The 22,918-nt window shown below is 62.9% G+C and carries 22 protein-coding genes; 3 read left to right on the forward strand and 19 right to left on the reverse strand.

Annotation, left to right across the window (positions count from 1 at the left end):
• Nucleotide 1: 1 nt before the first annotated feature.
• The 16 genes from KBX19_RS08615 to KBX19_RS08690 all read right to left on the reverse strand — a co-directional run bounded on the left by KBX19_RS08615 (nucleotide 2) and on the right by KBX19_RS08690 (nucleotide 18,802).
• Nucleotides 2-694, reverse strand: coding sequence for a hypothetical protein (locus KBX19_RS08615; protein ID WP_255998430.1), 693 nt, complete (start codon nucleotides 692-694; stop codon nucleotides 2-4).
• Nucleotides 694-1,905 carry a DUF6779 domain-containing protein gene (locus tag KBX19_RS08620; RefSeq protein WP_255998432.1) on the reverse strand — a complete coding sequence of 404 codons (1,212 nt, stop codon included), beginning with the start codon at nucleotides 1,903-1,905 and terminating at the stop codon, nucleotides 694-696. Before KBX19_RS08620 ends, KBX19_RS08615 begins: the two co-directional genes overlap by 1 nt.
• Before the next feature lie 10 nt (nucleotides 1,906-1,915).
• Nucleotides 1,916-2,383 carry a DUF3180 domain-containing protein gene (locus tag KBX19_RS08625; RefSeq protein WP_005288526.1) on the reverse strand — a complete coding sequence of 156 codons (468 nt, stop codon included), beginning with the start codon at nucleotides 2,381-2,383 and terminating at the stop codon, nucleotides 1,916-1,918.
• Entirely contained in the window at nucleotides 2,380-2,847 is a 468-nt protein-coding gene (gene folK / locus KBX19_RS08630; protein ID WP_005288525.1) for a 2-amino-4-hydroxy-6-hydroxymethyldihydropteridine diphosphokinase, read from the reverse strand. The genes KBX19_RS08625 and folK overlap by 4 nt, the downstream gene beginning before the upstream one ends.
• A gap of 5 nt (nucleotides 2,848-2,852) precedes the next feature.
• Entirely contained in the window at nucleotides 2,853-3,293 is a 441-nt protein-coding gene (folB, locus tag KBX19_RS08635) for a dihydroneopterin aldolase (RefSeq protein WP_255998433.1), read from the reverse strand.
• Nucleotides 3,286-4,182, reverse strand: a complete 897-nt coding sequence (gene folP / locus KBX19_RS08640) for a dihydropteroate synthase (protein ID WP_255998434.1) — start codon at nucleotides 4,180-4,182, stop codon at nucleotides 3,286-3,288. Before folP ends, folB begins: the two co-directional genes overlap by 8 nt.
• Nucleotides 4,183-4,187: 5 nt before the next feature.
• Entirely contained in the window at nucleotides 4,188-4,790 is a 603-nt protein-coding gene (gene folE, locus KBX19_RS08645; RefSeq protein ID WP_050748861.1) for a GTP cyclohydrolase I FolE, read from the reverse strand.
• A gap of 86 nt (nucleotides 4,791-4,876) precedes the next feature.
• Entirely contained in the window at nucleotides 4,877-7,474 is a 2,598-nt protein-coding gene (gene ftsH, locus KBX19_RS08650) for an ATP-dependent zinc metalloprotease FtsH (RefSeq protein ID WP_255998436.1), read from the reverse strand.
• Between the two features lie 120 nt (nucleotides 7,475-7,594).
• Nucleotides 7,595-8,242, reverse strand: coding sequence for a hypoxanthine phosphoribosyltransferase (gene hpt / locus KBX19_RS08655; protein WP_005288515.1), 648 nt, complete (start codon nucleotides 8,240-8,242; stop codon nucleotides 7,595-7,597).
• A gap of 77 nt (nucleotides 8,243-8,319) precedes the next feature.
• Nucleotides 8,320-9,189: a tRNA lysidine(34) synthetase TilS gene (gene tilS, locus KBX19_RS08660; RefSeq protein ID WP_255998438.1), complete on the reverse strand. Its 870-nt coding sequence runs from the start codon at nucleotides 9,187-9,189 to the stop codon at nucleotides 8,320-8,322.
• A gap of 310 nt (nucleotides 9,190-9,499) precedes the next feature.
• Nucleotides 9,500-10,765: a D-alanyl-D-alanine carboxypeptidase/D-alanyl-D-alanine-endopeptidase gene (gene dacB, locus KBX19_RS08665; RefSeq protein ID WP_255998439.1), complete on the reverse strand. Its 1,266-nt coding sequence runs from the start codon at nucleotides 10,763-10,765 to the stop codon at nucleotides 9,500-9,502.
• Nucleotides 10,766-10,799: 34 nt separating this feature from the next.
• The gene (locus KBX19_RS08670; protein ID WP_255998441.1) at nucleotides 10,800-11,831 is read right to left on the reverse strand and encodes a hypothetical protein; all 1,032 of its coding nucleotides are present in this window, start codon (nucleotides 11,829-11,831) and stop codon (nucleotides 10,800-10,802) included.
• 267 nt (nucleotides 11,832-12,098) lie between these two features.
• Entirely contained in the window at nucleotides 12,099-15,254 is a 3,156-nt protein-coding gene (locus KBX19_RS08675; protein WP_255998443.1) for a VWA domain-containing protein, read from the reverse strand.
• A gap of 23 nt (nucleotides 15,255-15,277) precedes the next feature.
• Complete coding sequence (locus KBX19_RS08680) at nucleotides 15,278-16,084, reverse strand: LPXTG cell wall anchor domain-containing protein (RefSeq protein ID WP_005288500.1); 807 nt, start codon at nucleotides 16,082-16,084, stop codon at nucleotides 15,278-15,280.
• Nucleotides 16,074-17,021, reverse strand: a complete 948-nt coding sequence (locus KBX19_RS08685) for a class C sortase (RefSeq protein ID WP_255998445.1) — start codon at nucleotides 17,019-17,021, stop codon at nucleotides 16,074-16,076. Before KBX19_RS08685 ends, KBX19_RS08680 begins: the two co-directional genes overlap by 11 nt.
• A gap of 152 nt (nucleotides 17,022-17,173) precedes the next feature.
• Nucleotides 17,174-18,802 carry a SpaH/EbpB family LPXTG-anchored major pilin gene (locus tag KBX19_RS08690; protein WP_255998446.1) on the reverse strand — a complete coding sequence of 543 codons (1,629 nt, stop codon included), beginning with the start codon at nucleotides 18,800-18,802 and terminating at the stop codon, nucleotides 17,174-17,176.
• A gap of 407 nt (nucleotides 18,803-19,209) precedes the next feature.
• Between KBX19_RS08690 and KBX19_RS08695 the strand changes: the two genes are divergently transcribed.
• A complete protein-coding gene (locus KBX19_RS08695; RefSeq protein WP_255998447.1) occupies nucleotides 19,210-19,683 on the forward strand; it encodes an inorganic diphosphatase in 474 nt (157 codons plus the stop codon).
• A 65-nt stretch (nucleotides 19,684-19,748) separates the two neighbouring features.
• Here KBX19_RS08695 and KBX19_RS08700 read toward each other — a convergent pair whose 3' ends face one another.
• Together KBX19_RS08700 and KBX19_RS08705 are read right to left on the reverse strand one after the other, a co-directional pair.
• Entirely contained in the window at nucleotides 19,749-20,279 is a 531-nt protein-coding gene (locus KBX19_RS08700) for a hypothetical protein (RefSeq protein ID WP_255998449.1), read from the reverse strand.
• Nucleotides 20,280-20,342: 63 nt separating this feature from the next.
• On the reverse strand, nucleotides 20,343-21,122 hold the full coding sequence (locus KBX19_RS08705) for a hypothetical protein (RefSeq protein ID WP_255998451.1): 780 nt from the start codon (nucleotides 21,120-21,122) through the stop codon (nucleotides 20,343-20,345).
• A 29-nt stretch (nucleotides 21,123-21,151) separates the two neighbouring features.
• On the opposite strand from KBX19_RS08705, the gene KBX19_RS08710 reads away from it, so the two are divergent.
• A complete protein-coding gene (locus tag KBX19_RS08710; RefSeq protein WP_005288488.1) occupies nucleotides 21,152-21,442 on the forward strand; it encodes a rhodanese-like domain-containing protein in 291 nt (96 codons plus the stop codon).
• 170 nt (nucleotides 21,443-21,612) lie between these two features.
• Nucleotides 21,613-22,089 (forward strand): MarR family winged helix-turn-helix transcriptional regulator, encoded by a 477-nt coding sequence (locus tag KBX19_RS08715; RefSeq protein ID WP_255998453.1) that lies wholly within the window; start codon nucleotides 21,613-21,615, stop codon nucleotides 22,087-22,089.
• Between the two features lie 19 nt (nucleotides 22,090-22,108).
• Here the strand turns inward: KBX19_RS08715 and KBX19_RS08720 are convergent, their stop codons facing one another.
• Nucleotides 22,109-22,888 (reverse strand): enoyl-CoA hydratase-related protein, encoded by a 780-nt coding sequence (locus tag KBX19_RS08720; RefSeq protein ID WP_255998455.1) that lies wholly within the window; start codon nucleotides 22,886-22,888, stop codon nucleotides 22,109-22,111.
• Between the last annotated feature and the right edge of the window lie 30 nt (nucleotides 22,889-22,918).

Below are 22,918 nucleotides of genomic sequence, written 5' to 3' on the forward strand. Positions count from 1 at the left end.
CCTACATCGGGCGTTTGCCCAGCGCCCACAACTCTTGGTCCGCAAGCTTGTTGCGCGAGGCGTAGCGGCGCTCTAACGCGGCGTACAAGGTCGCAATATCCGTGCTTTCAATCGCGCCGTAAATCGACTCGAGCTCTTCGACGTCGATCGTGTCTGCCATGGGCTCATCCTCTGGGCCCCAAAACTCGACCGCGTCCGGCTCGATCGCGCGAATGTTGCGGCGCAGGAGGTTGTAGGCATCCATGTTCACCTCGTAGGACAGCGCCCGCATCCGCTCGGCGGCCTTGATCGCCGGGCGCTGGCGGTCCTCAATCAGTGTCACGTTGCCGCCGATTTCACTGATGAGCAGGTTGACCACGGACTCACCGACTTCATCCGCCGCCGAAGTCACCCAATAGTTCTTCCACACCCGGTGCGCCGCCATGACAATCGCGCCGTTGACTTCCAACGGATCGAGCGCCTGCACCCCGGTCTCCACCGCGGTGTGCAGCACCATCTGACCTTTGCGGATCCGCTGCGACATCCCCTCCGCAAGCGCCGGAATGGCCCACCAGACTTGCTCGATGACGATGAGGTCGAACGGCTCCAGCGACTCCCCACCGGTAATCGGAGTGGTCCGGTGCCCGACACGAGCCAACTCATCGGCCAGGTCAGTCTTGCCCATGTACCCGACGTGCAGGCGTGGTGCTGGCATTACTGGCCCCTACTGCGCGCGAGCAGCTCAGCAACGGTCAGCGATCCATCGCCGCGCTCGTCTGCGCGACGGCGTCCGCGCGGTTCATCTCGTTCGCTGCGGGTCTCTGCGGCGGCACGTTCTTCCGCTTCTCGACGTTTACGAGCCTCCAACTCAGCCCGCTGCGCCTCCTGCGCCCGAGCCGCTTCCTCGCGCTGGCGGCGCTCTAGCTCCTCGCGGTGGCGACGCTGCTCTTCTTCCCGCTGGCGGCGCTGGGCCTCCTCGAGCTGGCGGCGCTGCTCCGCCTCGTGCTGGCGTTGTGCTTCTTCGCGCTGACGGCGCTGCTCTTCTTCCCGTTGGCGCTGCTCGCGGGCGGCGCGCTCGCGGCGCTCAGCCTCAGCCTTTTCTTGCGCCTCACGCGCAGCCTGCTCGCGCTCGATCTCTTCCTGGCGCTCGCGGATCAGGTCGGTCAGCGGGTTGCGGCCCTCCGGAGCGCGGTGCGATCCGACGCGGCCGGCGACAGCATCCGAGGACGGCGCGCCGAACAGAGAGGAGGAGCCGGGGCCAGTCTGGCGCGCGGTCGCGCGCGGCGGTTCAGGCTGCTCCTGGACGCGGACCGGCTCGATGCGGGAGGTGTCATCCTCTGCACCCGGGCCCTGCCAGCGGCGGGACGGCGTCTGCTGTGCTGACTGCGGGTGCTGCTGCGTTGGGCGCTGCTGCTGTGCGTGAGCCCGCGGCGGTTGCTGCTGCGCCTCGGAGCGGACAACGTGACTGGTGCGCGACTCGATCTCCCGGACGCGCCGCGCTTCGGCTTGGAGGGCAGCCGGCTCGTAGCCGAATTCCCGGCCGGAGAGGTCCTCAAGCTGTGCCCGCAGGTTCGCCAACTCTTCGCGGATCTCGCGCAAGATCTCCGCATCGGCGGTGGTAGGCGGGAGGCCTTCGGCGGCACGGGCGGCTTCATTGCGGGCGTTGAGGGCGTCGATTTCGGCGGCGTGCTCGCGACGCTCAGCGTCGAGAAGCGCTTGGGCAGCGTCGCGGTCGTGTCGCGTGCGGGTGACCAGCAAGAAACCGAGGATTGCGGCCCATAGGGCGGCGAGCAGGGCGACCTGGAGCCAGACGGAGGAATCGCTGATCAGCATGATCACAGTTGCAATCAATGCCAGAGCGATCAGGAGCATCATCCACAGATTGCCCCCGTCGCGCGATCGGGTCCGTCCTGCCTGTTCAGTCATGCCCTTTACCTTAACCCGCACCTTCACCCTCATTAGGTGGCGACACTTCGCAGGAACGCTCAAGAATAACACCAGCAACGCTTAAGAAAACTGCGCCTGCGAGTCCCGCGAGCACCCCGGGCGCGTCTGCCTCTGCCGCGGCAAGCATATTTATCCGCGGCACAACCCATAATGTGAGACCCAAAAACCAGCCGCCCAGTACCGCACCTGCCCAGGCGCCGGACTTCCCTATCACCAGGAAGTTAGCCACCATCATTGGGTTGAGTTGGGAGCGGTCCAAGCCCACGCGGCCCTCGTCACGCCGGCGGCGCACCATCACCGCCAGGAAGACGCAGAGCGCGCCGACCGCCCACAACGGCAACGCCCACACGATGGACACTGTCTGCCATGAGCCGTAGAAGCGACGCACCAGGATCAGCGCGGCCGCGGCGAAGAACCCCGCGGTTCCGATGAGAGCTGCGATGTCGGTGCGTTTCACGGCTCCACCTTCCGCACCTCGGCGACCTCCGCGGGGGCGAGCGCAGCCAGATGCTTATCGACGTCCCCGCCGACCTCCCTCCACGGCACCAGCACAAAGGCTCTTTCGAAAGCGCGGGGATGCGGCACGGTCAGCGTCTCGGTGTCGCGGGTGATCGGTGCGCCGGTGTCGTCGAAAAGCGCAACGATGTCCACGTCCAGGGTGCGCGGGCCCCAGCGGACCTCGCGCACGCGGCCCGCTTTGCGTTCGAGGCGCTGGCAGCGGGCGAGCAGCTCTTCGGGCGACTCCTCGACCTCGACGATAAGCACTTGGTTGAGGAAGTCCTGCTGCTCCACCCCACCCCACGGCGGAGTGCGGTAGAAGCTCGAGGCCTCCACGAGTTCAGCGGCGAAGTCCTCGGCCACCTTGGCCAGGTGCGCGCGCGAATTCCCCATATTGGACCCGGTGGAAATGACAGCGCGCATCACGGTCAGGCCTCCTCGGTGCCTGCGTGTCCAGGCGCGCCGGGGGTGCTGGGGCGCACCATCGTCGGCATGGACGCGGCGGTCTTGCGGGAGCGGCGGGAGGTGACGGCGACGTCGTCAAGCGCAACGCCCACGGGCGCATGCGGCTTGTGCACAGTGACCTCGATGGCGTGGAGCTGGGTGAACTCGGCAAGCGCAGCGTCGGCGATCTCGGTGGCGACGGTCTCGATGAGCTGGCGCGCAGTACCACCCGCGATGTCCACAGCCAGTTGCGTCAACGCGGCATAGTTCACGGTCTGCGTCAGATCATCCCCGGCTGCAGCGGCTGCGAAGTCGAGCCAGCAGGTGATGTCGACGGTGAACGGCTGGCCGAACTCCGTCTCATGCGGCAGGACACCGTGGTTCGCGTGGACCTGAATGCCGGTCAGTTGAATGCGGTCAGCCATTGCTACCTCCTGGGGTGTTCTGCGTGCTGGCGTAGTCTGCGCCGAGACGCCATGCGGCGGCGACATCGACCGCGTCACGCGACACATCGACTTCGTGCACCCGGACGCCCCATGCGCCGAGGTGCGCGCTGATCGCCGTCACCGCGCTCGTCGCGGGATCCGCCAGGCCCGGGTTCGCTTCCAAGCCGCGGTTTGCCCGGACCTCCATGAGGAAACGCTTGCGGGAGGCGCCGACGAGGATGGGCAGGTCCCCGTCGATGAGTTCAGACAGCGCCTGGAGCAGCGCCCAGTTGTCGGCGGCGGTTTTCGCGAAACCAAGGCCCGGGTCCAGCACGATCTGCGAGCGGTCCACACCCGCGTCGACCGCGTTGTCAGTCAGGCGCTTCAGGGTATCGCGCACGTCGGCCACCACGTCTCCGCCGTGATCAGCCGCACCGGCCGCGTTGCCGAATTCGCCGCCATTCAGAGTCCGCCAGTGCATAAGGCACACCGGCAAGCCGGTCTCCGCCATAACGCGGTACATATCACGGTCGGCTAGGCCGCCGGAGACATCGTTGATCATGTCCACGCCAGCCTCGGCTGCGGCAAGCGCCGTCGACGCGCGCATCGTATCCACCGACGTGCGGATTCCCTCCGCGTGCAGCGCCGCGATGACCGGCTTCACGCGCTCGGCTTCGAGGTCTGCCTCCACGCGGGTGGCACCCGGGCGGGTCGATTCGGCGCCGACATCGATCATGTCCGCCCCCTGTGCCACCAGGTCCTTCGCGTGCGCGATGGCGGCGTCGCGGTCGAGCCACTTGCCGCCGTCCGAAAAGCTGTCCTTGGTGACGTTGAGGATTCCCATGACCATCGTCCGGCCCGGGGTGGTCAGCTCCTTCACCGTGGTCATGCTTTTTACCCCCTGATCAGGCTCAACACTTCGGCCCGCGATGCGGCGTTGCGCTTGAAACCGCCGCGCACAGCCGAGGTCGTCGTCGTTGCGCCCGGCTTGCGGATACCACGCATGGCCATGCACAGGTGCTCGCATTCAATCACGACAATCACGGATTGCGCCTGCAGCTTATCGACGAGTGCATCCGCAATCTGACTCGTCAACCTCTCCTGCACCTGCGGACGCTTCGCGTACATATCCGCCAGCCGCGCTAGCTTGGACAAACCGGTGACATGACCGTCACTGCCGGGGATGTAGCCGATGTGCGCCACGCCGTAGAACGGCACCAGGTGGTGCTCGCAGGTGGAGTAGATCGGCACATCCCGCACCAGGACGAGCTCCTCGTGGTTCTCCGCGAACGTCTTGTCCAGGACCTCCGTCGGGTCGACGTGCAGCCCAGCAAAGACCTCTTCGTAGGCGCGGGCGACACGAGCCGGGGTGTCCACGAGACCTTCCCGGTCCGGGTCCTCCCCCACCGCGAGCAGCAGTTCGCGCACAGCGGCTTCGGCGCGCTCGCGGTCGAACGCGGGGCGCCCGCTGCCATCCCCGGTGCCGGGCTCGACGATCGGTTCCACTTCTTCATCGCCGGCCAACAGGCCAGGATTGACGATGTCGTCGATGTTGTCGACGTTGTCTTCAGGCTTCGTCACTGTCACTCCTCCGGCTTCAGGGGTCGGGAGTTGCCCGGGTCAGCGTCTGGGCGTGGCAACTGCTGGGTCGGGTCAGAATCCTCCGACGTCGGCTCAGCCACCCCAGAAGCGTCCTGGCTCGGCGCCGATTCTTCACCCGGCGCATCCTTCTTGTCGTCCCACTGGTGGTCCGGCTGCTCATTGTCCGGGAGACGGAAACCGATCAGCTCCTGCTGTGGCGGCTGGCCCTGCGGGTGCGCGGGGTAAGCATTCGTTCCCGGGTGCTGCGGCTGCGGCTGACCCTGCGGTGCAGGCTGCGCGGCGCCGAACTGTTCAGTCGGCTGGTTCGGCAGAGGCTGCGGCTGTGGCTGAGGTGCCGGCTGCACAGGTGGAACCGGCTGACCAGGCTGGCCCTGCTGGCTGGTGCGTCCGTCGCCGGCGTAGGACCAGTCAGCCGGGGGCTGGGGACCGTCGTAACGCGGGCGGGGTCCCTCGCCGCCGGGGTACGGTGCGGAACCGGTCGGGCCTGCCCCGTTCTGGCCGTCCTGGTTCTGGCCGCGGCGCCAGCGCGAGGATCCACCCTGGGTGTAACGCTTATTGTAGTCCTGGTCCAACTCAGCCTTGCGCTGCGCCTGTCGGCGTTCGCGTGCCTGCTGGGAAGCCTCGAGCAAGGAGAACTTCTTCGGCGGTTCCTCGCCGCGTTCCTTGGCCAGCTCCACCGGGGTCTTCACCGGTTCATAACCGGCCTGGCGGGTAAAGCGCGAATCCACGATGGGCAGGTCCGCATCCTGCGGGTCGATACCGTCGAAAATGGCTTCCAAGTCGCCGCGGCGCAGGGTTTCCTTCTCCAGCAGCTTCGAGGCCAGCGTATCCAAGTAGTCGCGGTGCTCCGCGAGGATGGAGTAGGCGCGGGCGTGTGCGACGTCGATAAGCTCACGCACCTCGCGGTCAATGGACTCCGCAACCGCCGGCGAATAGTCCAGCGAGCCGCCGCCCATCGCGCGCGCGAACGGATCGCCGTCCTCGTCGCCGTACTTCACGGTGCCGAGAGTGGAGCTCATGCCGTACTCCATGACCATCGCGCGGGCGATCTTCGTGGCCTGCTCAATGTCGGCCGACGCGCCGGTAGTGGGCTCGCCGAAGACGAGCTCCTCGGCGGCACGGCCACCCATGGCGAAGACGAGGCGGGCATAAAGCTCGTCACGGTTGTACATGCCCTTGTCGTCCTCGGCGGCCGTCATGGCGTGGCCGCCGGTGCGGCCGCGGGCCAGGATGGTCACCTTGTAGACGCGCTCGATGTCCTTGAGCGCCCACGCGGCGAGCGTGTGGCCACCCTCGTGGTAGGCAGTGACCTTCTTCTCCTTCTCGGAGATGATCTTCGACGAACGGCGGGGGCCACCGACGACACGGTCGGACGCTTCCTCGAGAGCGTCGGCAGTGATCACGTTGCCGCCGATGCGGGCGGTGAGCAGAGCGGCCTCATTGAGGACGTTGGACAGGTCCGCACCGGACATGCCGGCGGTGCGCTTCGCCAGGGAACCCAAGTCGACATCGGGGCCGAGCGGCTTGTTCTTCGCGTGAACTTCGAGGATTTTCTTGCGGCCGGCTAAGTCCGGGTTGGTCACCGGGATCTGGCGGTCGAAACGGCCCGGGCGCAGCAGCGCCGGGTCGAGAATGTCGGGCCGGTTCGTCGCGGCAATGAGGATGACGCCTTCGCGGTCACCGAAGCCGTCCATCTCCACGAGCAACTGGTTGAGGGTCTGCTCACGCTCGTCGTGACCGCCGCCGGTGCCGGAGCCGCGCTGACGGCCGACTGCATCAATCTCGTCGACGAAGATGATGCACGGCGAGTTCTCGCGGGCCTGTTTGAACAAGTCGCGCACACGGGAAGCACCGACACCGACGAACATCTCCACGAAGTCCGAACCGGAGATGGAGTAGAACGGCACCCCAGCCTCACCTGCGACCGCGCGGGCCAGCAGCGTCTTACCGGTACCGGGCGGGCCGTAGAGCAGCACACCGCGGGGTATCTTCGCGCCCAGCTTCTCGTAGATCTCCGGGTCCTGGAGGAAGTCCTTGATCTCCTGCAGCTCGTCGACAGCCTCATCCGCACCGGCCACATCGGCGAACGTGTTCGTCGGCATGTCCTTGGTCAGCTGTTTGGCACGCGAGCCACCGATGCCGAACATGCCGCCGCCCGCCTGCATGCGGTACATGAAGAACATGATCAGGCCGAAGATGAGCAGCATCGGCAGCATGAAGCCCAACATCGACAACAGGAAGGAATCCTGCGTCACGTTGGTGGTGTAGGTCTCCGTCTCCGACTCGCGTACCGCGTTGAAGATGTCCGGAGTCGTGCGCGCCGGGTACTGCGCCTGCACAGACTCAATGCCTTCGCGCTCCTCGACGGTGATGGGTTCGCGCAGGTCCAGGCGAACACGCTGTTCACGGTCATCGATCTGAGCTTCTTCGACGTTATTGTCCGCCAACTGTTGCAGCGCGATGGAGGTATCTACCTCGACGTAGTTGCGCGACTGATCACCGATCAAGGTGGTCAGGTACAGCAGAATCAGCAGGACGGCACCGATGATGCCGTAACGCACGACCAGTTTGTTATTCATCTAGCCCTTTTGCTTGGTGGGGAGGGGGTGAATGGTTTCTAGCTATTACACCCTACTCACGGGCTGGACATTAAATTCCCGGGCGGAACGTTCGCTCACAGCGTCGCCGTGAACGACCGTTCAAATCTCGACGGATTCCGGGCCTTCTTCGCGCGCAGGAACCGGTTCTTCGCCCACATCCGAATAGACCCGCGGGTGCAACGTGCCGATGTACGGCAAATCGCGGTAGCGCTCCGCATAGTCCAAGCCGTAACCGATGACGAATTCATTGGGGATGTCGAATCCGACGTCGAAAAGCTCCACCTGCGCACTCTGCACTTCAGGCTTACGCAGCAGCGTGACTACCCGCAGGCTCTTCGGCTGGCGGCCCTTCAAGTTCTTCATCAGCCACGACAGGGTCAGCCCGGAGTCGATGATGTCCTCCACGACCAGCACGTCGCGGCCGGAGATCTCCTTGTCCAAGTCCTTCATAATGCGCACCACGCCGGAACTCGTGGTCGAATTGCCGTAGGAGGACACGGCCATGAACTCCACCTGCGCCGGAATCGACAGCGCGCGGGCGAAGTCGGTGAGGAAGTAGACCGCACCTTTGAGCACGCACACGAGGATGAGGTCATCGTCGGCGTCCCGGTACAGCTCGGAAACTTTGTCCGCCATTTCCTGGATGCGGTGCTGCAGCTCCTCTTCTGGGATGAGCACTGCCTCCACGTCGTTGCCGTAACGGTGGTCCGGGACGTTGAAGTCCTTCTTGTCGTGCAAGTCAGCCATGTGCGCTATTGTGCCAAAACTCTGCGCGAACAACCCACTATTAGGTGGGAGCTATTAGGTGGGAGAAAGTTGGCAAGCTACTCAACGTACAGCCGCCCGTTCGCCCGCCCCACCCGCGCGCCGGCGACATCGACAGGCCCTTGTCCGCGCCACTCAACGCACAGCTTATCGACGCTTCCTACCTGCCCCCCACCCAACTCAACCCCGTAAGTTCGTAACCACGCCCTGATGCGGCGCTGCCGGATCGGAGCGGGGTCGGCGGCGAGTTCAGCACAGTCGTTCGTCGGGCTGAGGTCGTAAGCCGCGTCAATGAGCGCGTTGTCAGCGGCGATCCGCTCTGCCGTTTTGGCCAGCGGTGCGGCGGCGTCCCCGCCGATGAGGTCACCGAGGGCGGGGATGATGGACTTCCGGACGGCGACTCGTCGATAAGCGGTGTCGTCGTTCATCGGGTCGTGCCACGGCTGCAGGCCCAGTTCCTCGCACGCGCCGACGGTCTCCGCTCGTCTGACCTGGAGGAACGGTCGCACGAGACGGCCGCTGGCGGTTTCTGTCACCGGCGACATCCCCGCCGGGTTTCCGCGCAGAGCACCGAGGAGCAGGGTTTCGGCCTGGTCGTCGAGGGTGTGGGCAACCCACACGTCGCTGCCGTCCGCTGCCGCCTCAGCGAATAACGCCTGGTAACGAGCCTCGCGCGCAGCCGCTTCGACGCTTTCCCCCGGCGCGGTCTCCACCTCGACCCGCACAATTGTGGCCGTGACCCCGAGGGTTTCCGCCGCCGCTCGAGCCTGCTCCGCCACGCTTGCCGACCCCTCCTGCAACCCGTGATCCACCACCACCGCCCGCACGTCGCGGCCTTCCGCCGCCGCAGCAGCGACCAACGCCAAGGAGTCCGGCCCGCCGGAGAGGCCGATGACGGCCGAGCGCGCAGTATCGGTGTTGGATCGCACGGCGCCGGCATGAGGTCGCACAGCGTCGGCATGAGCTCGCACAGCGCGCCGACACGCGAGGAAGTGCGGTGAGACCCGCGGCCAAAACGGTTCAACCGGTGGCATCAGGCCGCCCCCGAACCCGATTGACTAGAAACAAACGACTGGAATGTTCCTTCTGGGCTCATATTTCCGGCATTCTAGTCACCTGTTTCTAGCTAACCGGGATTTTGAGGGGCGCGGAACGGCACGTAGCCGAAGGCCCGCCCCAGCGCGGCCCGCACCGCCGCCCCCCGCGCGCCCCGCGCCGCCCCGGCCCCGCGACGCCCGGCTAGTATTCCCGCAGGGTGGAAGCGAACTGGTCGAGGGCGGCGCGGGCAGCCAGGACTTCGGAGTCGTTACTGATCATCGCGAAGGTGTACACGTTGCCCGCTTTGGAGGTGACGGTGCCCACCAGCGCGGACGTCCCTGTCAGCGTTCCGGTTTTGGCGTGGACCCAGCCGCGACCGGAGAGGTCGCCGTACCTGTCGATAAGCGTGCCGTCACCGCCGGCGACAGCCAAGGTGGTTAGCAGGTCGCGCAGTTCGTTGGTGGAGGTGGCGCGCACCATGACGTCGTCAAGCAAGCGCGGAGGGATGAGGTCGAAGCGCGACAGTCCCGACGAGTCCGCGAGCGTGACTCCATTGATGTTGAAGCCGTGCTCTGTGAGCGCATTGAGCGTGGCCTGCGGCGATGTACCTCCGCGTGCGCGGGCGATTTCGCGGCCGATCGCTTCCGCCATGACGTTGTCGGAGTCCTTCATCATGTCGCGCAGACGCTCGGTCAGCGGCGGCGACTCGACCGTGGCCACGACTTCGCCATCCGCTGGCGCGGGACCGAAACCGACGGTCTCCGCCCCCACGCGGTCGGCGATGCTTTGCGCGACGTCGAGCGCCGGCGTATGCGTGCGCGGCACGTCACCAACCGGCTCACCGAGACGCCCGCCGTGCACCATGATCGGCTCCATCGGCGCGATGTAACCGCCGTCGATGTCCTCCGGGTCCCAGCCCGGCATGAACGTCTCCTCGGGCCAAATGCTCTTGTCCACGTACACGGCGGATGCGGAGCCGACCTTCGCCGCGAGTTCATCTACGTCGCTCGGCGTGAGCCACACGTCACCCGCGGCCTTTACCGTCACGGCATCGCCTTTGCGCAGCACCTGCGTGCTCACAGTCGCGTCAGGCTCCAGCGTGTACAGCGCAGCGGCCGCGGTGAGCAGCTTCGTCGCGCTCGCGGGCTGCAGCGGCTCGCCCGCGCGCTGCTCGAAAACGGTCTTCCCCGTCAGGCCGTCGCTGATGCGCACATGCAGCGTCCCCAGCGCAGGATTCGCGGCTTGCGCCGCGAGCTTATCGACGAGCTCCGCCCCATCAACCCCCTCCGGCGACGCCTCCTGCACCGCGAGCGGGGCAGGCTGCGTCATGCTGTAGGCCGGCGCGTGAGTGAGGTCCCCCAGCTCGTGCTGCACCCACACGCCGGTGCCGACCACGCCGGCGACGGCCACCAGCGCTGCCGCGCCGACGGCCCACGGCCACTTCTTGTGCTTCTTGTCGCTGCCCATCAGAAACTGATGGTATCGCGACAGAGGCTATTTACTACTTAGAGCCCTTGTACAGGACCAGGAGGCTGCTGAGGAAGGCCCACACACGGCCCCAAGCCAGCGCGGCCTCATCCTTGCTCGCGTCGCCGTTGTCCGAGCCCTTGTTCGGCTTGTCCGGGGCAGGCTTCTGCTCAGGTGCAGGCGCTGGTGCCGGCTTCTGCTCTGGAGCCGGTGCCGGCTTCTCTGCCGGAGGAGGCACAGGAGCACCCGGGTCAACCGGTACCGGTGCCGGCGCGGGCGCTTCCGGCGCCGGAGCGGGCGGTGCCGGCGGAGCGACAGGCTGCGGTGCCGGAGCTGCGGAGCTCTTCATCTCGCGGACGCTGCTCCCGAGGATCTGCGGGAAGTCGTAGTTGTAGTGATCACCGCTCACCAGCTCCAGCGTGGTGTTGTCGAAGCCGGTCCGCTTGTACTCGGTTTCAGAACGCTCCGCTGCGTGGCGGGCAGAGAAGGTGGGCTGCTCCCGCAGCCAGGTGTCGTTGTGGCCGACAACCCAATCCAGTTTCGTGCCTTCCTTACCGGGCGCCGGCGGGTTAACGGAGTAACCGCCGATGCTGCCGCCACCGATCATGGTGAAAGAGGTGTTGTCGGGCACCCAGGTGGTGTCGTCGAGCATCAGGTGACGGCCGATGAACTCGGCGCCACCGGAGTATCCGGCGACCTCGATAGCCGGGGTCTGCAGCGTGTTCAGGTACTCGCGCACGGCGTCGCACCAGGAATCGACATCGCGGGTCCGCCACCAGGAGTCCTGGTTGTTCGGCGGGAGCAGGAACAGGCTGTCGACGTTTTCGTTCTTGACTTCCTCGGTAATTTTCTGGATGAAGTGACCATCCGGCGTGGTGTAGCGACGGGTGCCGTCACCGTTCAAGAACACGAGTGTTCCCTCATTGCCGTCGGCTGTTTTAAAAACGGGGATGGTCACCCCGTTTCGTGCGGTGTAGTACTGGATGTCGTTTGCAGCAGCAGTTGGCGCTACCAGGGCCGATAGCGTGAGAGCAGTCGCAGAGATGACAGCGGTCAGACGTTTCATAGCCACGTGATTCCTTAATCCAGGGTTAGAGGACACACCCATAGTATTAACGCTTCGCAACTTTGCCATAACGAGACCATAACTTCCAGTGGATTTTCAGCGCTTTCTCCGGAAACGGGCCCCCGGCAACCACCCCCAACCCGCGTTCGGACAGTAGTAAAGGAAGAAATGACGGACGCTACCTCCGACCCATGCACGAGCGAAAACTCCCCGTTAGGCGAACTGATCTCTCAGTACTCCTAGTGGGGAGCCCTCTTCTCCGTGCTTCTACGCCGCGCTACGTCGACGCGCCGTGAACGCTCCGGTCAGCAGGAGCACTAGCCCCAACAGCATCTGCGTGTAGACACCGTGGCCACCGGTCTTCGGAAGGGTGCCACTCTTCGTGTTGGCGACCTTCATGGTCACCTGGACCTCGTTGCCAACCTTGGTCTGGCTGAAGTGGGTCACCGGGAACGTCTCGATCTTGTCCGGGTCAGCCACTTCTCTGCCCGTGCGATCATCCTTCCCAGCAAGGAGGTAGAGCTTCGTTACCTCCTTATTTCCCTCTTTCGCCGTAGCGACGCGGAAGTACACCGGTTCGCTCAGCATGACATAACCATGGTCGGCTGGTTTCGTTTCCCGTAGCTCGTAGCGTCCGGTAGCGAGCTTGTCCCAATGGAACTCACCCTTGACGGCACCCGGAACCGTGATCGGTTTCTTTTCACCTGCGTTGTCCTTGTCCAGGCCAGTAAGTGCGAACTGGGCACCGTCAAGGCTGATGGTGTTGTCCATGGAATCAACCTTATTGAGCTTGAACTTGAACGGTTGATCGGCCGGCTTGGCTTGGTAGTACACGATGCAGTGGACTCCCGAAACTGGAACATTGGTCAGTGAGAAGTCATTCGTCAGACCATCGTCCGTCGTGTTCTTCGGGTGCTGGGCGGGGTTTCCCCCAGCGGGGAGGTTATTAACCTCCACCGGGGCACCCCTAGGGTCGAAGCACTGGGCGCGCTTACCGCCCTCAGCATCCATGCGGACCCAGCCTTCTGGAATCTTCGAGGGGTCCTCGCGGATTACGACCTTCGGATACGTAGTTTGCTTCTCAAGGGCAAACTCGGACATATAGTTGTCCCTGCGCCTGTTCCAGGCATTGGGAATCTTGTCTTCGGTCGTTACACGACCACTTGGGGGCGTCTCCTCAGAGTGGAACGACCATTGGCCAGACACCGTCTCCTCATTCGTCCCTCGAGTGTTTTCCGGCGTAGGAAGCGCATTCGGGTCCTCTCCTCCGTAGAACCGGCGCTCGACTGTGATTGCGCAGGAGTTGAGGGAGTTGATGATCGCTGTCTGCATGACCTCGCTGTCCTCAAACTGGGCGAAGTCGGCAGCGCGAAGATTGTCTTTACCACCCTGGTGTCCACTTCCACCAGAAATTGCCTTCAAGTTTTCGTCGGAAACAGCGAGCTGATCATCCCGGCTGGTGATCACGCCTCTCCAGTTGGACGGAATACCAACAGCCACGATGCGCGTGCCTTGAGCTTTCACCATGTTGGCTGCACCGATTGCACCCTCAACATCTCGAAACTCTGTTGCAGCACCATCCGGCGTCAGAAAACCTTCTCCGGCATCGGCATTGCCGAACGCGTCATCCTTTCGAACAGTTGGATTGCCGTCGGTGATCATGTACACGACGTCGTATTGGTTACTGGGATTCTGCTCGTTATATTGCGCTACCTGATATAGAGCTTCCTGCCAGTTAGTGGCCTGCCCCTCACGTTCGGTGGGAATAGCAAGCCCATCTACCCATTTCTTAATCGCGGCTTGACCGCTTTGCGTGCTCACACTGACCGGAGAACTGAGGTTGGATCCATTTCGTTTAGCGGGTGAGTTCTCAGCGAAGTTGAACAACCCGAGATTCGTATCAGTGCCCTGCAAACGAGAGGCCACGGAGTTGACTACACCCTTAATCGTTTTAAGACCTTGCGATCCCATACTTCCGGAAAGGTCAACGACTAGCGCTACATTCAACCCGCAGCGTTCGGGCATAGCCGGATTATCGCGCACCTGCTGGATAACGCCGAGGGAGCTTCGGTGGTTTGATCCGTTGCCTTGGACCTCGTACATGAATGCTGCTGAGTTGCCTGGGGTTTGCCAGTCGGCACCGTCGCCACCGCCTTTGCGCGTTATGTTGACCCCCGAATAGAACGTTGAGCCGGTTGTCAAGTTTGGAGTGGCGTAGACGTAATGCATAGCCTGCCCGGTGCTCGTGAAAGAGTTACCCGAACCACCAATTCTTACAAGCGGTTGAACCGTGTACCCCGGAGAAGCTTTAGACATACCAATCCAGTAGTAAGGTCGAGCATCCCCACCGGTAGTAGGAATGTTGAAAACACATTCGCCGTTTGAATCAGTGGTGCACGTTGCCCACGGCTCCTTGATCGGAACGAGGGGGTCAGTACTCGTCATCTCAGAGTGAGCCTCCGAATTGCCGAACCTACCGTCGCGCGGTGCGTAAAGCTGCAGCTGCGCCCCCTCGCCGGCGGTGAAACCGTAGGTACTCGGCAGTCGTCCCGGCACCCGAGTGGCACCGTTGCCGTTCTGCTCCCAGTACGCTGCGTTTCGGCCGGAGGGTCCGTAGATCTGATCGCCACCGACCTGGACGACGACTCGCGCGTGGCCTGCCGGGACAGCCCCGTACTCCGGCGCGAGACGAGCGCCCGAATCAACAGCAAGCGCGGTGCTGTTCAGCGTGAAGGCATCGGCAGAACCTGTGTAGAGCTCCCACTTGTACCTTCCACCTGCCGGAGTTTCTTCCGGCAGGTGCACCGTCATGGAGACTGTGAACGATTCGGGTAGGTCAATCCCGTGGGTGTCGACAGTGATCAAGTCACCGGTGACATCACTGGGAATGTCGACCGCGTAGTCAATGCCGGCTTCCGCGTAAGAATCTAAGTCCGGGTACTCGAACACCTCGGCCTTGTCGTCACTGAGCGACACACCGTTCACGGTGATGTCCTCAACCCACTGAGTGGGAACATCGTATTGGTTACGGACGAAAGAAAGACTGTCCAGGGAGATTGTCTGGTCGGGGTCCTCCAGGCCGGTAACTTCAATCTCCGAGCGCAACTCGAACTTCTGGGTGCCAGCCTCACTGGCTCCGACGTGTTTGAACGTGGTGTCGGCGCTTAGGGAGGATGCGTCGTTAAGCGTGCGCGCACCTTGAACTTGAGCAATCCTCCCGTCGGCCCGCTCCTGTAACCACGGAGTGTCGAGCGGGCTAGGTGACAGCTCGGCCTCGCCCTCGGGATGTGGTTGAGCATCAGCATTCGACTCGCCGGAAACCGCGGCGGGCACGGCATCCTGCTCAACCGCCAGGTCCTGGGCTTGTACCGGGGCCAGAGGCATGACAAGGGCAGCGGTAGCGACGACAACTGACAGCTTCACCGCCGTCTTTCGGCAAAGGTTCTTCAACTGCGCTTCTTCCTCTTTGTCATGAAAACTCCGAGACCGATGAGAATCAGGCCGGCAATGATGCTGAGCACAACGTTCGCGCCGGTCGATGCTCCTACCCCTCGCGGCAGCTTAGGCCCGTCTTCAGACGGTTCCTCCGGCGGCTGTCCCGGAACTGGGCTGGTTGAAGTTGTGGGGGTCTTGCTCGGTGGCGGTGCACCTGTGGTCGTTGTGGACGGTGTCGTCGTTGTCGGAGGCACCACTGGTGGAGGAGTCGAGGTGGGCGCCGGCTTCACGACGACAATGTTCTCGTGCTCGAACTCCTCCCCCATAGCGTCGGCCACCGGGAGCACGACCCAGCGCGGCGACGAGGTGAGATAGTTGTGCTCGGTGTCCGGCCGGATCTCTTCGAGGAGGTACAGGCCGGGTTTGAGGTCCGTGAACGTCGCGACGCGATGAGCGTTCGTTTTCTCCCTCGCGACCTCGTAACGGTTGATCGCATCCCATTCTTCTTGGGAGCGGACGCGGCTGGCTTCTTTGCGCCCCTCATCCGTAGTCACATCGAAATCAGGCGCCTGGTAAAGCACGAAGGTGATGCCGGTGAGATCGCCTGGAGGGAGCGCTCCGGGGACTGGATCATCGAAGGCGTTGAACCCCTTCTTGCGCACTTCAAGCGTCATCCGTTCATCGGCGCTGACCTGCGATCCGTTCAGAGTCCGATCGTTGCCCGTCACAGGTCGAATCTGCGCCTCCGCGACCCCGCTGGACATCGCGCCCAGCACGATCATCACGGCGGCGCCGAGCGCCACCCCTCTAGACTTCATCGTCCGACTCACCTTCGACGTCAGTTTCAGCATTTGCAGCCTGCTTTTGCTTACGCAGCCACCAGATGATTCCGATCAGTGCTGCGGCCGCGATCGCGAGGATGAGCCACATCCACCACTGCATGAGCTTGGTCGACTTGTCGAACACATTCTCTTCCGACGGATCCATCGGTACTCGGTGTGCATGCACGAGCAGCCGGTGCGTGTTGACGCCGTACGGGGTACAGGTGATCAGCGTCACCAGATCCTCCCCGTCGCGCGCTTTCAAACTGTCGGTTTCGTCCGGCAGAACAACTTCGATGTCGTGGACCTCATACTTCATCGCGCGTCCGAAGGTGTTGATGTAGATCGCGTCGCCTTCCTTGACGTCGATGAGGTTGTCCCAGAGCGTCGCGTTGGTCAGGCCGGTGTGGCCCGTCAGCACGGTGTGGTTGCCTTCCCCGCCGATTGGAAGCGCGGAGCCGAAAAGGTGGCCGATGCCCTTTTGCAGCACCTCTTCAGAACTGCCGTGATACACCGGCAGGTTAGAGTCAATCGCCGGGATAGCGACCTGGGACATGGCCGGGTAACCGCTGAGTTCCTTCAGATAGTCCTGGTACTCGACGTTGTCTTTGGAAATGCGCGCGAGCCACGGGTCGAGGATTGGCCCGTCGGTGTGCGTCTCATTGTAGTAGCGGGCGGATTCGAGGGCGCGCTCCATGGCACCCGGGTCCTCCTGTTCACCGTCCTGAATGTCGCTTTGGTACTCATCGACGGCGCGCTGCTGCAGCCAGTTGTTCCATTGCGTCGCGAAAACTGGGTACAACAGTACCGCGAGTCCGAGCAGCATGATGAGCAGCGGCATGAGTACGCGGCGGCTTGCTGCCGGCGTGGCCGCGCCTTCCTGGGGTGCGCCGCTTTCCGGCTGGCCTGAATCGACCGGTGCCAGCGAGGACATTGACTCTCCTTCCAGAAAATGGGTGGGGATACTTTGTTTTCGCTTATCGACGCCTCCCCACGTGGGTGCGCCCACCCCCGCCCGACCCCTCAAAGTCCGGCGGGGGCAACAGGTTTCTCAGTGATCCCTGTTGGGGTTGAATTACCTAGCACTTAGGCAGTCTTGCGGCGTGCGGCGTAAGCACCGCCACCCAGAAGTGCCAGACCAGCCAGGATCAGGGCGATGACACCCATGCCACCGGTGCTCGGCAGCTGCGGGATGCCACGCTTGACGTTCTCAACAGTCGCCGACTTGTTGAAGACGTACGTGGTTCCGCCGTCAGTCTCACTCGTTGCGGCACCCTTAACCTCAGAAACAGCGAGTTTGAGCTCAATCGGCTTCACCAACTTGGTGTAACCGGACGGAGCCTCAGTCTCCTTCAGGCAGTAGGTGTCGGTGATGGTCTCAGTGTTGTTCTGCAGATCGGTGACGTGCAGAGAATTGATCACGAACTTGCCCTGAGCATCGGTGACCAATTCACCAGTGTTCACCTTGTTGCCGTCGTTAAGGTCAGCGGCCGCGCATGTGGCGTTCTCGCCAGAGAGCTTGTGCAGCTCGAACTTGGCGCCCTCGAGCTTCTCCTGGTTCTCACCGGTCTTGACGATCTGAACTGCGCCGAAGTAGCTCTTGGTCTTGGACGGCGGAGTGTCGAACGGCTCGTCCTCGTTCTCGCTGCCACCCGTCGGCCTCGTAGTACCGCCAGTGTCGGCGCTGTTGATGACCTCGCCGTCCTTCAAGCCCTTGCCGTCTGCGTTCTGTGCCGCGGTCTTGGAGATCTTACCGCTGAGCACAACCTCAACCTTCGCGCCCGGGTTGTTCTTGATCGTAGCCAGGCCTTCTCCGGTGAAGTTGACAACGATCTTGGTGTCGGCGTCCGGAGTATTACCCTGTTCATCAGCAGCGTTGATGCGGGCCTTCTCTGCGTCAGTCATAGGCGCAGCAGCTGCGGACCAGCCGCCATTCAGCGGCGTGCCGTCAACACGCACCTCGGTGACGTCGAGCGAGTCGAACTCATCGGCCTTGTGGTAGTCACGCACGCTGAAGGAGGTCACCTCACGCCCTGCCGGAGGGGTCGGTGCGGTCGCGTTAATGGTGTAGGTCACCGCGTGGTCGCCGTCAACCGGGTGCTGGTTCGCATCGACAACCGTCTTCTCGGTCTTCGTGGTGGTGTTCTTTGGGTAGGCGTGGACAGTCTTGTTCCACGTCTTATTGGTTGCATCCGGCATCGGGGCGAAAACGATGAACGGAGCCGAGTTGATGTAACCAGCCGGAGTCTTCGTCTCGGTGATCAGGTACGCACCTGCAGGAAGATTCTCGAAAGCCACGTTACCGCCCTGAGTCGCCACTGCATTTTGGTAGCCATCAACAGGCTCGGTGCCGTATTTGTTCAGCTCGGTACGATTCACGCCGTCCTTAGTGGTCTGCAGCTTAACAGCGTTAGCGAAGCCCTCATCAGTGGTCATGTCGATCTTGACACGCTCGATCTTGAATTCAGCACCATCAAGCGGATCGCCCGGGGCATTGGAAGCAGAACCGTCTGCATTCGGGGTACCGGTTTCGGTACCGGCACGCTTGTGGACGATGATCGTATTGTCTGTCTTCGGCTGACCGTTCTCATCCTTAAGATCGGACAGCTGCTGCGCCTGCGCTACCGGCGCAAAAACTGCCCCGGCGGAGCCGGAGAATGCCAAGCCTGCCGCAAGGGCGATCGCGGCGGTCTTCTTGGTGAAGGTGTTTGCCATGTGTGTCTGCCTTTCAGAGACGTTAGTTGTGTGCCGCCCAGCAGGCTTGCCGGCGGCAGGCGGTGCCAGGAAGTTCAACGAGCTTGAACAAAGAATGCTCCCGCTTATACCCAAATGTGGGATGGTTCCTAGCGCCCTTGCGGGCATGTGCTCCTGTGAAGAATACTTTTGAGAGACAATGCAGTTGACAGCTATCTCCCCGGACTCTCCGAGCAAACACACATATTAAACCCATTACTTAACGCGTCAACTTTGAAGGATCAACTAACCCGTTTGGACGTAGTCGGGTCCCTCTTTTGGGGTTAGCCGGTGAGAGTGGCTATCAGCGACTGCACTTAACAGCCACACGAATGGGGCGCGCTACGATGGTGGACGTAAAACCGATCAAGCACCACCAAGGAGCAACCATGGCTGAAGTGACCATCGAGATCCCGAAGGGTTCCCGCAATAAGTACGAGGTCGACCACGAGACTGGCAAGGTCTTCCTTGACCGATACCTGTTCACGTCCATGGCCTACCCGCTCGACTACGGCTACATCGACCACACCCTGGGTGATGACGGTGACCCGTTGGATGCCCTCGTAATCACTCCGGAGCCGGTTTTCCCGGGTGTCATTGTCAAGGCTCGCCCGCTCGGCGTGTTCAAGATGACCGATGAGGCTGGCGGCGACGACAAGTTGCTCTGCGTGCTTGACGACGTCCGCTACGACAACTACCAGGACATCAACGACGTTTCCGACTTCCTGAAGGACGAGATCGAGCACTTCTTCGTCCACTACAAGGACTTGGAGCCCAACAAGGACGTCACCGGTTCCGGCTGGGGCGACAAGGCTGAGGCGGAGAAGATCCTCGAGGCAGCCATCGCCAACTACAAGGGTTAAACCTAAGGGCCTAAAGCCGAGAAGGGGCTCAGCCGCAGTGGCTGAGCCCCTCTTCTCATCAAGCGCTAGGCGCGAGCTCTACGCCCGGAGTAGTACCCGGCAGATCCCATCATCACCGCGACTAGCACAGCGACCATCGCTTGAGCAGCGTCATTGGAACCGGTCTGCGCGTTGACACCGCGGTCGGTGGTGGGCTTGTCATCTTCGCCCACAACGCGAACGCCCGCTGTTTCCGCAGCCAGCGGGTCAGTGGCCTCGCCCGGGTAATTGGGATCTTCCATTTTTTCGAAGTGTTCCTGGGCTCGCTTTGCCTGCTCAAGAACCTCGTCGGCATTAGCGTTGAGCACTCGCTCAGAAGCTTTACGCTCCGCTGATGTCGGCTCTTCATTCACGCGCTTGGCATCGAGAAGGTAAGTGGACCCGTCCTTGTTCAAGTGCCACTCTTCACCGTCGAGCTCGAGTGTCAGGGGCAGAAGGCCAAGAGTATCGGTGACTGAACGGGACTCTTCGGCCACGGCACCCTGGCCGACGGCGAGTGCCAGTGCGCCTGCCACTAGAAAGGGAGCGATAGCGGAGCGGATGGTGGTGCGACGCATAGTTCCTCCAGCTTCTAATCAATTTCTCAGCTACCACATTAACCCCTAATGCCCCCGTGCGCACTATGCGCGCACATTTTCTCCGGTCACAACCTCTTGAAGTTGCCACCCCACCACCGCATTACGCGTTGATTGCTGGAACGGATTGTTTGGTTGCACACAGGAGATAGTCAACAGCCGTCCTGGCATTGGCGCGTCGCCCCAGATCTCCGCAGCTTGAGACAGCCCTTCTTTCTCCGGGCTGTGGAGGTCGGTCGCCTGGTATTTCAACCATTTGTCACCCGATTCCTCGGTACGCAGATATAGCGCGTCGCCGGGAGCGACGGTGTGACGGTCGGCTCGCACGTCATAGAGTGCGTCGAAGACCGCGGGCACGCCGGCCGCCGCGTGTCCGGCGATGACCACAATGTCATCGGCGTTCGTGCCCGGCAGCGAGTAGGGTTTGTCCTCCGCAGTGAACGCACAGGCTTCGGTGAGGGATGCAGGATCGATGGCCCCATCCATGAATCGACAATCGGCTTCCTCAAAATTGGCGTTCAAACCGATGGAGGGAATGGTCATCTCAACAGGTCGCGACACCGGGATATCCTCATCCGTCACCTGGTTTTCCTGAACCACGGACGGTATTTGCGACTGCTCTTGCCACGCTTTCATCTCGCGGTCGTGCTCACTCGGCACGCAAGCGCGGATGAACGCAACGACAAGGAAGAGGAGGATGAGCACGGCCCCCCAGCGCCGCATTTTGTACACCCACATCGGCTTCGGCGGGTACTTGCGCGGGGGTGGAGCGGGCCGCGGCTGCACCGGCTTGCGCCGGCGGTCGTCGTTACGCTGCCCAGTCATACAGGGAACTTTACATCTACACTGGGCGCATGCAGTCAGTTCAGGTCACCGATGTCCCCAACGACGCACAGCTTATCGACGTCCGCGAGCCCGACGAATTCGCCGACACCCACGCCGCCGGCGCCGTCAACCTGCCCCTGTCCAACTTCGCCGTGCTGGCGCAGCAGATCGACACGACCGAGCCCGTCTACGTAATCTGCCGGTCCGGCGGCCGTTCCGTTGAGGCGTCCCAGTACCTCGAGGAGATCTTCGGCGCGGATGTCTACAACGTCCTCGGCGGCACACAGGCATGGGTCAACGCTGGCCTGCCCACCGAGTAGCCCCTCCCATCTTCGGTTAGCTAGTTCCAGACGACTAGAACGTCGGTTTCTGTGCCGAAAAACGAACAATCTAGTCACTTGCATCTAGCTAAGCGCCGCCCCGGCGTGCAGCTCCCCGTTAGTCCCCCACTTCAACGATGGGCGTACCCCACGGATGCTAGATTGGGTACATGCCCGAATCGCTCGACCTTCCTGACGCTTTGCTGCAGTCGCCGTCTTTCCAAATCGAACGCATCCGCCGCGCGACTAAAGACACGGTGGAGACCGAGCTGACCAAGCGCGGCACGACCATGCGCGAGTTTTGGGTTCTCACCTGCACGATGACGCACGCTGCCAGCCAGACGCAGCTGTCGGAACTTCTCGCGATCGACGCTTCCGACATGGTCCGCCTGATCGATTCGCTGGAAACGCACGGTTGGGTCGCCCGCGAGCGCGACGCCAAGGATCGTCGCCGTCAGATCATCATCCCCACGAAGAAGGGGCGCAAGATCCAGACCGATCTCGCATCACTAGTGGCTTCCGCGGAAGAGCGCGCGCTTGACGACGCTTCCAACAAGCAGCTCAAACACCTCCGCAAACTCACCAAAGCCATTCTCAATGGGCACGATGCTCCTGTGCCCGCTGGAGCAGGTGCCACGACTGAATAGGCCGCTACTCAGGAAGCCGCTACTCGCCTCGGAACTCAGGGGTGCGCTTCTCGGCCACAGCCTGAGCGGCTTCGCGGATATCTGCCGAATCCCAGGGGGCTTGGCGGGCGGACTCCAACTCGTCCTCACTGAACGGCTCGCCTGACGCGTGCGCGAACTCCATCTTCACGTTCCGCAACGTCAGCGGCGCCTTGCCCGCGCATAGCTCTGCAAGAGCGACGGCGAACTCGGCGGAATCATGGGCCTCGCTCCCCACGCCCGGGAGCTCAAGCCGCGGGAACATCGACGGCCGCACAGCGAAACCTGTGGCCTCCGCGTCGGCGGCGGACATACTCGCGCCGGCGAGCAGCATCGCCCGCGCCCATGATCCGCCCATCTGAAGTTCAAAGGACTTCACCAGGACGTCGTTGACGCCGATCGCCATGTCGGCCACCGGGACCATGAACCGCGCGGTCGGAGACACGACCCGCAGGTCACACACGGCGGCGAGCATCGCCCCCGCCCCGATCGCGGGGCCATTCACGTAGGCGATGACGGGAACGGGTGCGCGGCGGATCGACATGAAGAGCGACTCCATCGGGGGGTAGAACTCGCCAACATCCCCGCCGCTCAGATCCGCGCCGGAGCAGAAGGCGGAGCCGGCGCCGGTGATGAGGATGGCGCGGGCGTCGATAAGCGAATCGTTCAGCGCGCGCTCGAGTAAGGTGCAGACTTCCGTATTGAGCGCGTTGCGTTTTTCGTCGCGGTCAATGGTGAGTTGCGCGACGCGCGGTGCCGGGCGGGAGACGCTAATAGTCACACCTTGAGACTAAAGCCCCCGGCCCGTCCG

Origin of the sequence: Corynebacterium sp. CCUG 71335 (assembly GCF_024454075.1) — a bacterium.
Classification (GTDB): Bacteria; Actinomycetota; Actinomycetes; order Mycobacteriales; family Mycobacteriaceae; genus Corynebacterium; species Corynebacterium genitalium.

What these genes read in the sequence shown, in the direction of transcription:
- KBX19_RS08615 (WP_255998430.1), bottom strand. Translation starts at nt 694, where the DNA reads ATGCCAGCACCACGCCTGCACGTCGGGTACATGGGCAAGACTGACCTG.
- KBX19_RS08620 (WP_255998432.1), bottom strand. Translation starts at nt 1,905, where the DNA reads ATGACTGAACAGGCAGGACGGACCCGATCGCGCGACGGGGGCAATCTG.
- folK (WP_005288525.1), bottom strand. Translation starts at nt 2,847, where the DNA reads ATGCGCGCTGTCATTTCCACCGGGTCCAATATGGGGAATTCGCGCGCG.
- folB (WP_255998433.1), bottom strand. Translation starts at nt 3,293, where the DNA reads ATGGCTGACCGCATTCAACTGACCGGCATTCAGGTCCACGCGAACCAC.
- folP (WP_255998434.1), bottom strand. Translation starts at nt 4,182, where the DNA reads ATGACCACGGTGAAGGAGCTGACCACCCCGGGCCGGACGATGGTCATG.
- ftsH (WP_255998436.1), bottom strand. Translation starts at nt 7,474, where the DNA reads ATGAATAACAAACTGGTCGTGCGTTACGGCATCATCGGTGCCGTCCTG.
- hpt (WP_005288515.1), bottom strand. Translation starts at nt 8,242, where the DNA reads ATGGCTGACTTGCACGACAAGAAGGACTTCAACGTCCCGGACCACCGT.
- dacB (WP_255998439.1), bottom strand. Translation starts at nt 10,765, where the DNA reads ATGGGCAGCGACAAGAAGCACAAGAAGTGGCCGTGGGCCGTCGGCGCG.
- KBX19_RS08670 (WP_255998441.1), bottom strand. Translation starts at nt 11,831, where the DNA reads ATGAAACGTCTGACCGCTGTCATCTCTGCGACTGCTCTCACGCTATCG.
- KBX19_RS08680 (WP_005288500.1), bottom strand. Translation starts at nt 16,084, where the DNA reads ATGAAGTCTAGAGGGGTGGCGCTCGGCGCCGCCGTGATGATCGTGCTG.
- KBX19_RS08685 (WP_255998445.1), bottom strand. Translation starts at nt 17,021, where the DNA reads ATGTCCTCGCTGGCACCGGTCGATTCAGGCCAGCCGGAAAGCGGCGCA.
- KBX19_RS08690 (WP_255998446.1), bottom strand. Translation starts at nt 18,802, where the DNA reads ATGGCAAACACCTTCACCAAGAAGACCGCCGCGATCGCCCTTGCGGCA.
- KBX19_RS08695 (WP_255998447.1), top strand. Translation starts at nt 19,210, where the DNA reads ATGGCTGAAGTGACCATCGAGATCCCGAAGGGTTCCCGCAATAAGTAC.
- KBX19_RS08700 (WP_255998449.1), bottom strand. Translation starts at nt 20,279, where the DNA reads ATGCGTCGCACCACCATCCGCTCCGCTATCGCTCCCTTTCTAGTGGCA.
- KBX19_RS08705 (WP_255998451.1), bottom strand. Translation starts at nt 21,122, where the DNA reads ATGACTGGGCAGCGTAACGACGACCGCCGGCGCAAGCCGGTGCAGCCG.
- KBX19_RS08710 (WP_005288488.1), top strand. Translation starts at nt 21,152, where the DNA reads ATGCAGTCAGTTCAGGTCACCGATGTCCCCAACGACGCACAGCTTATC.
- KBX19_RS08715 (WP_255998453.1), top strand. Translation starts at nt 21,613, where the DNA reads ATGCCCGAATCGCTCGACCTTCCTGACGCTTTGCTGCAGTCGCCGTCT.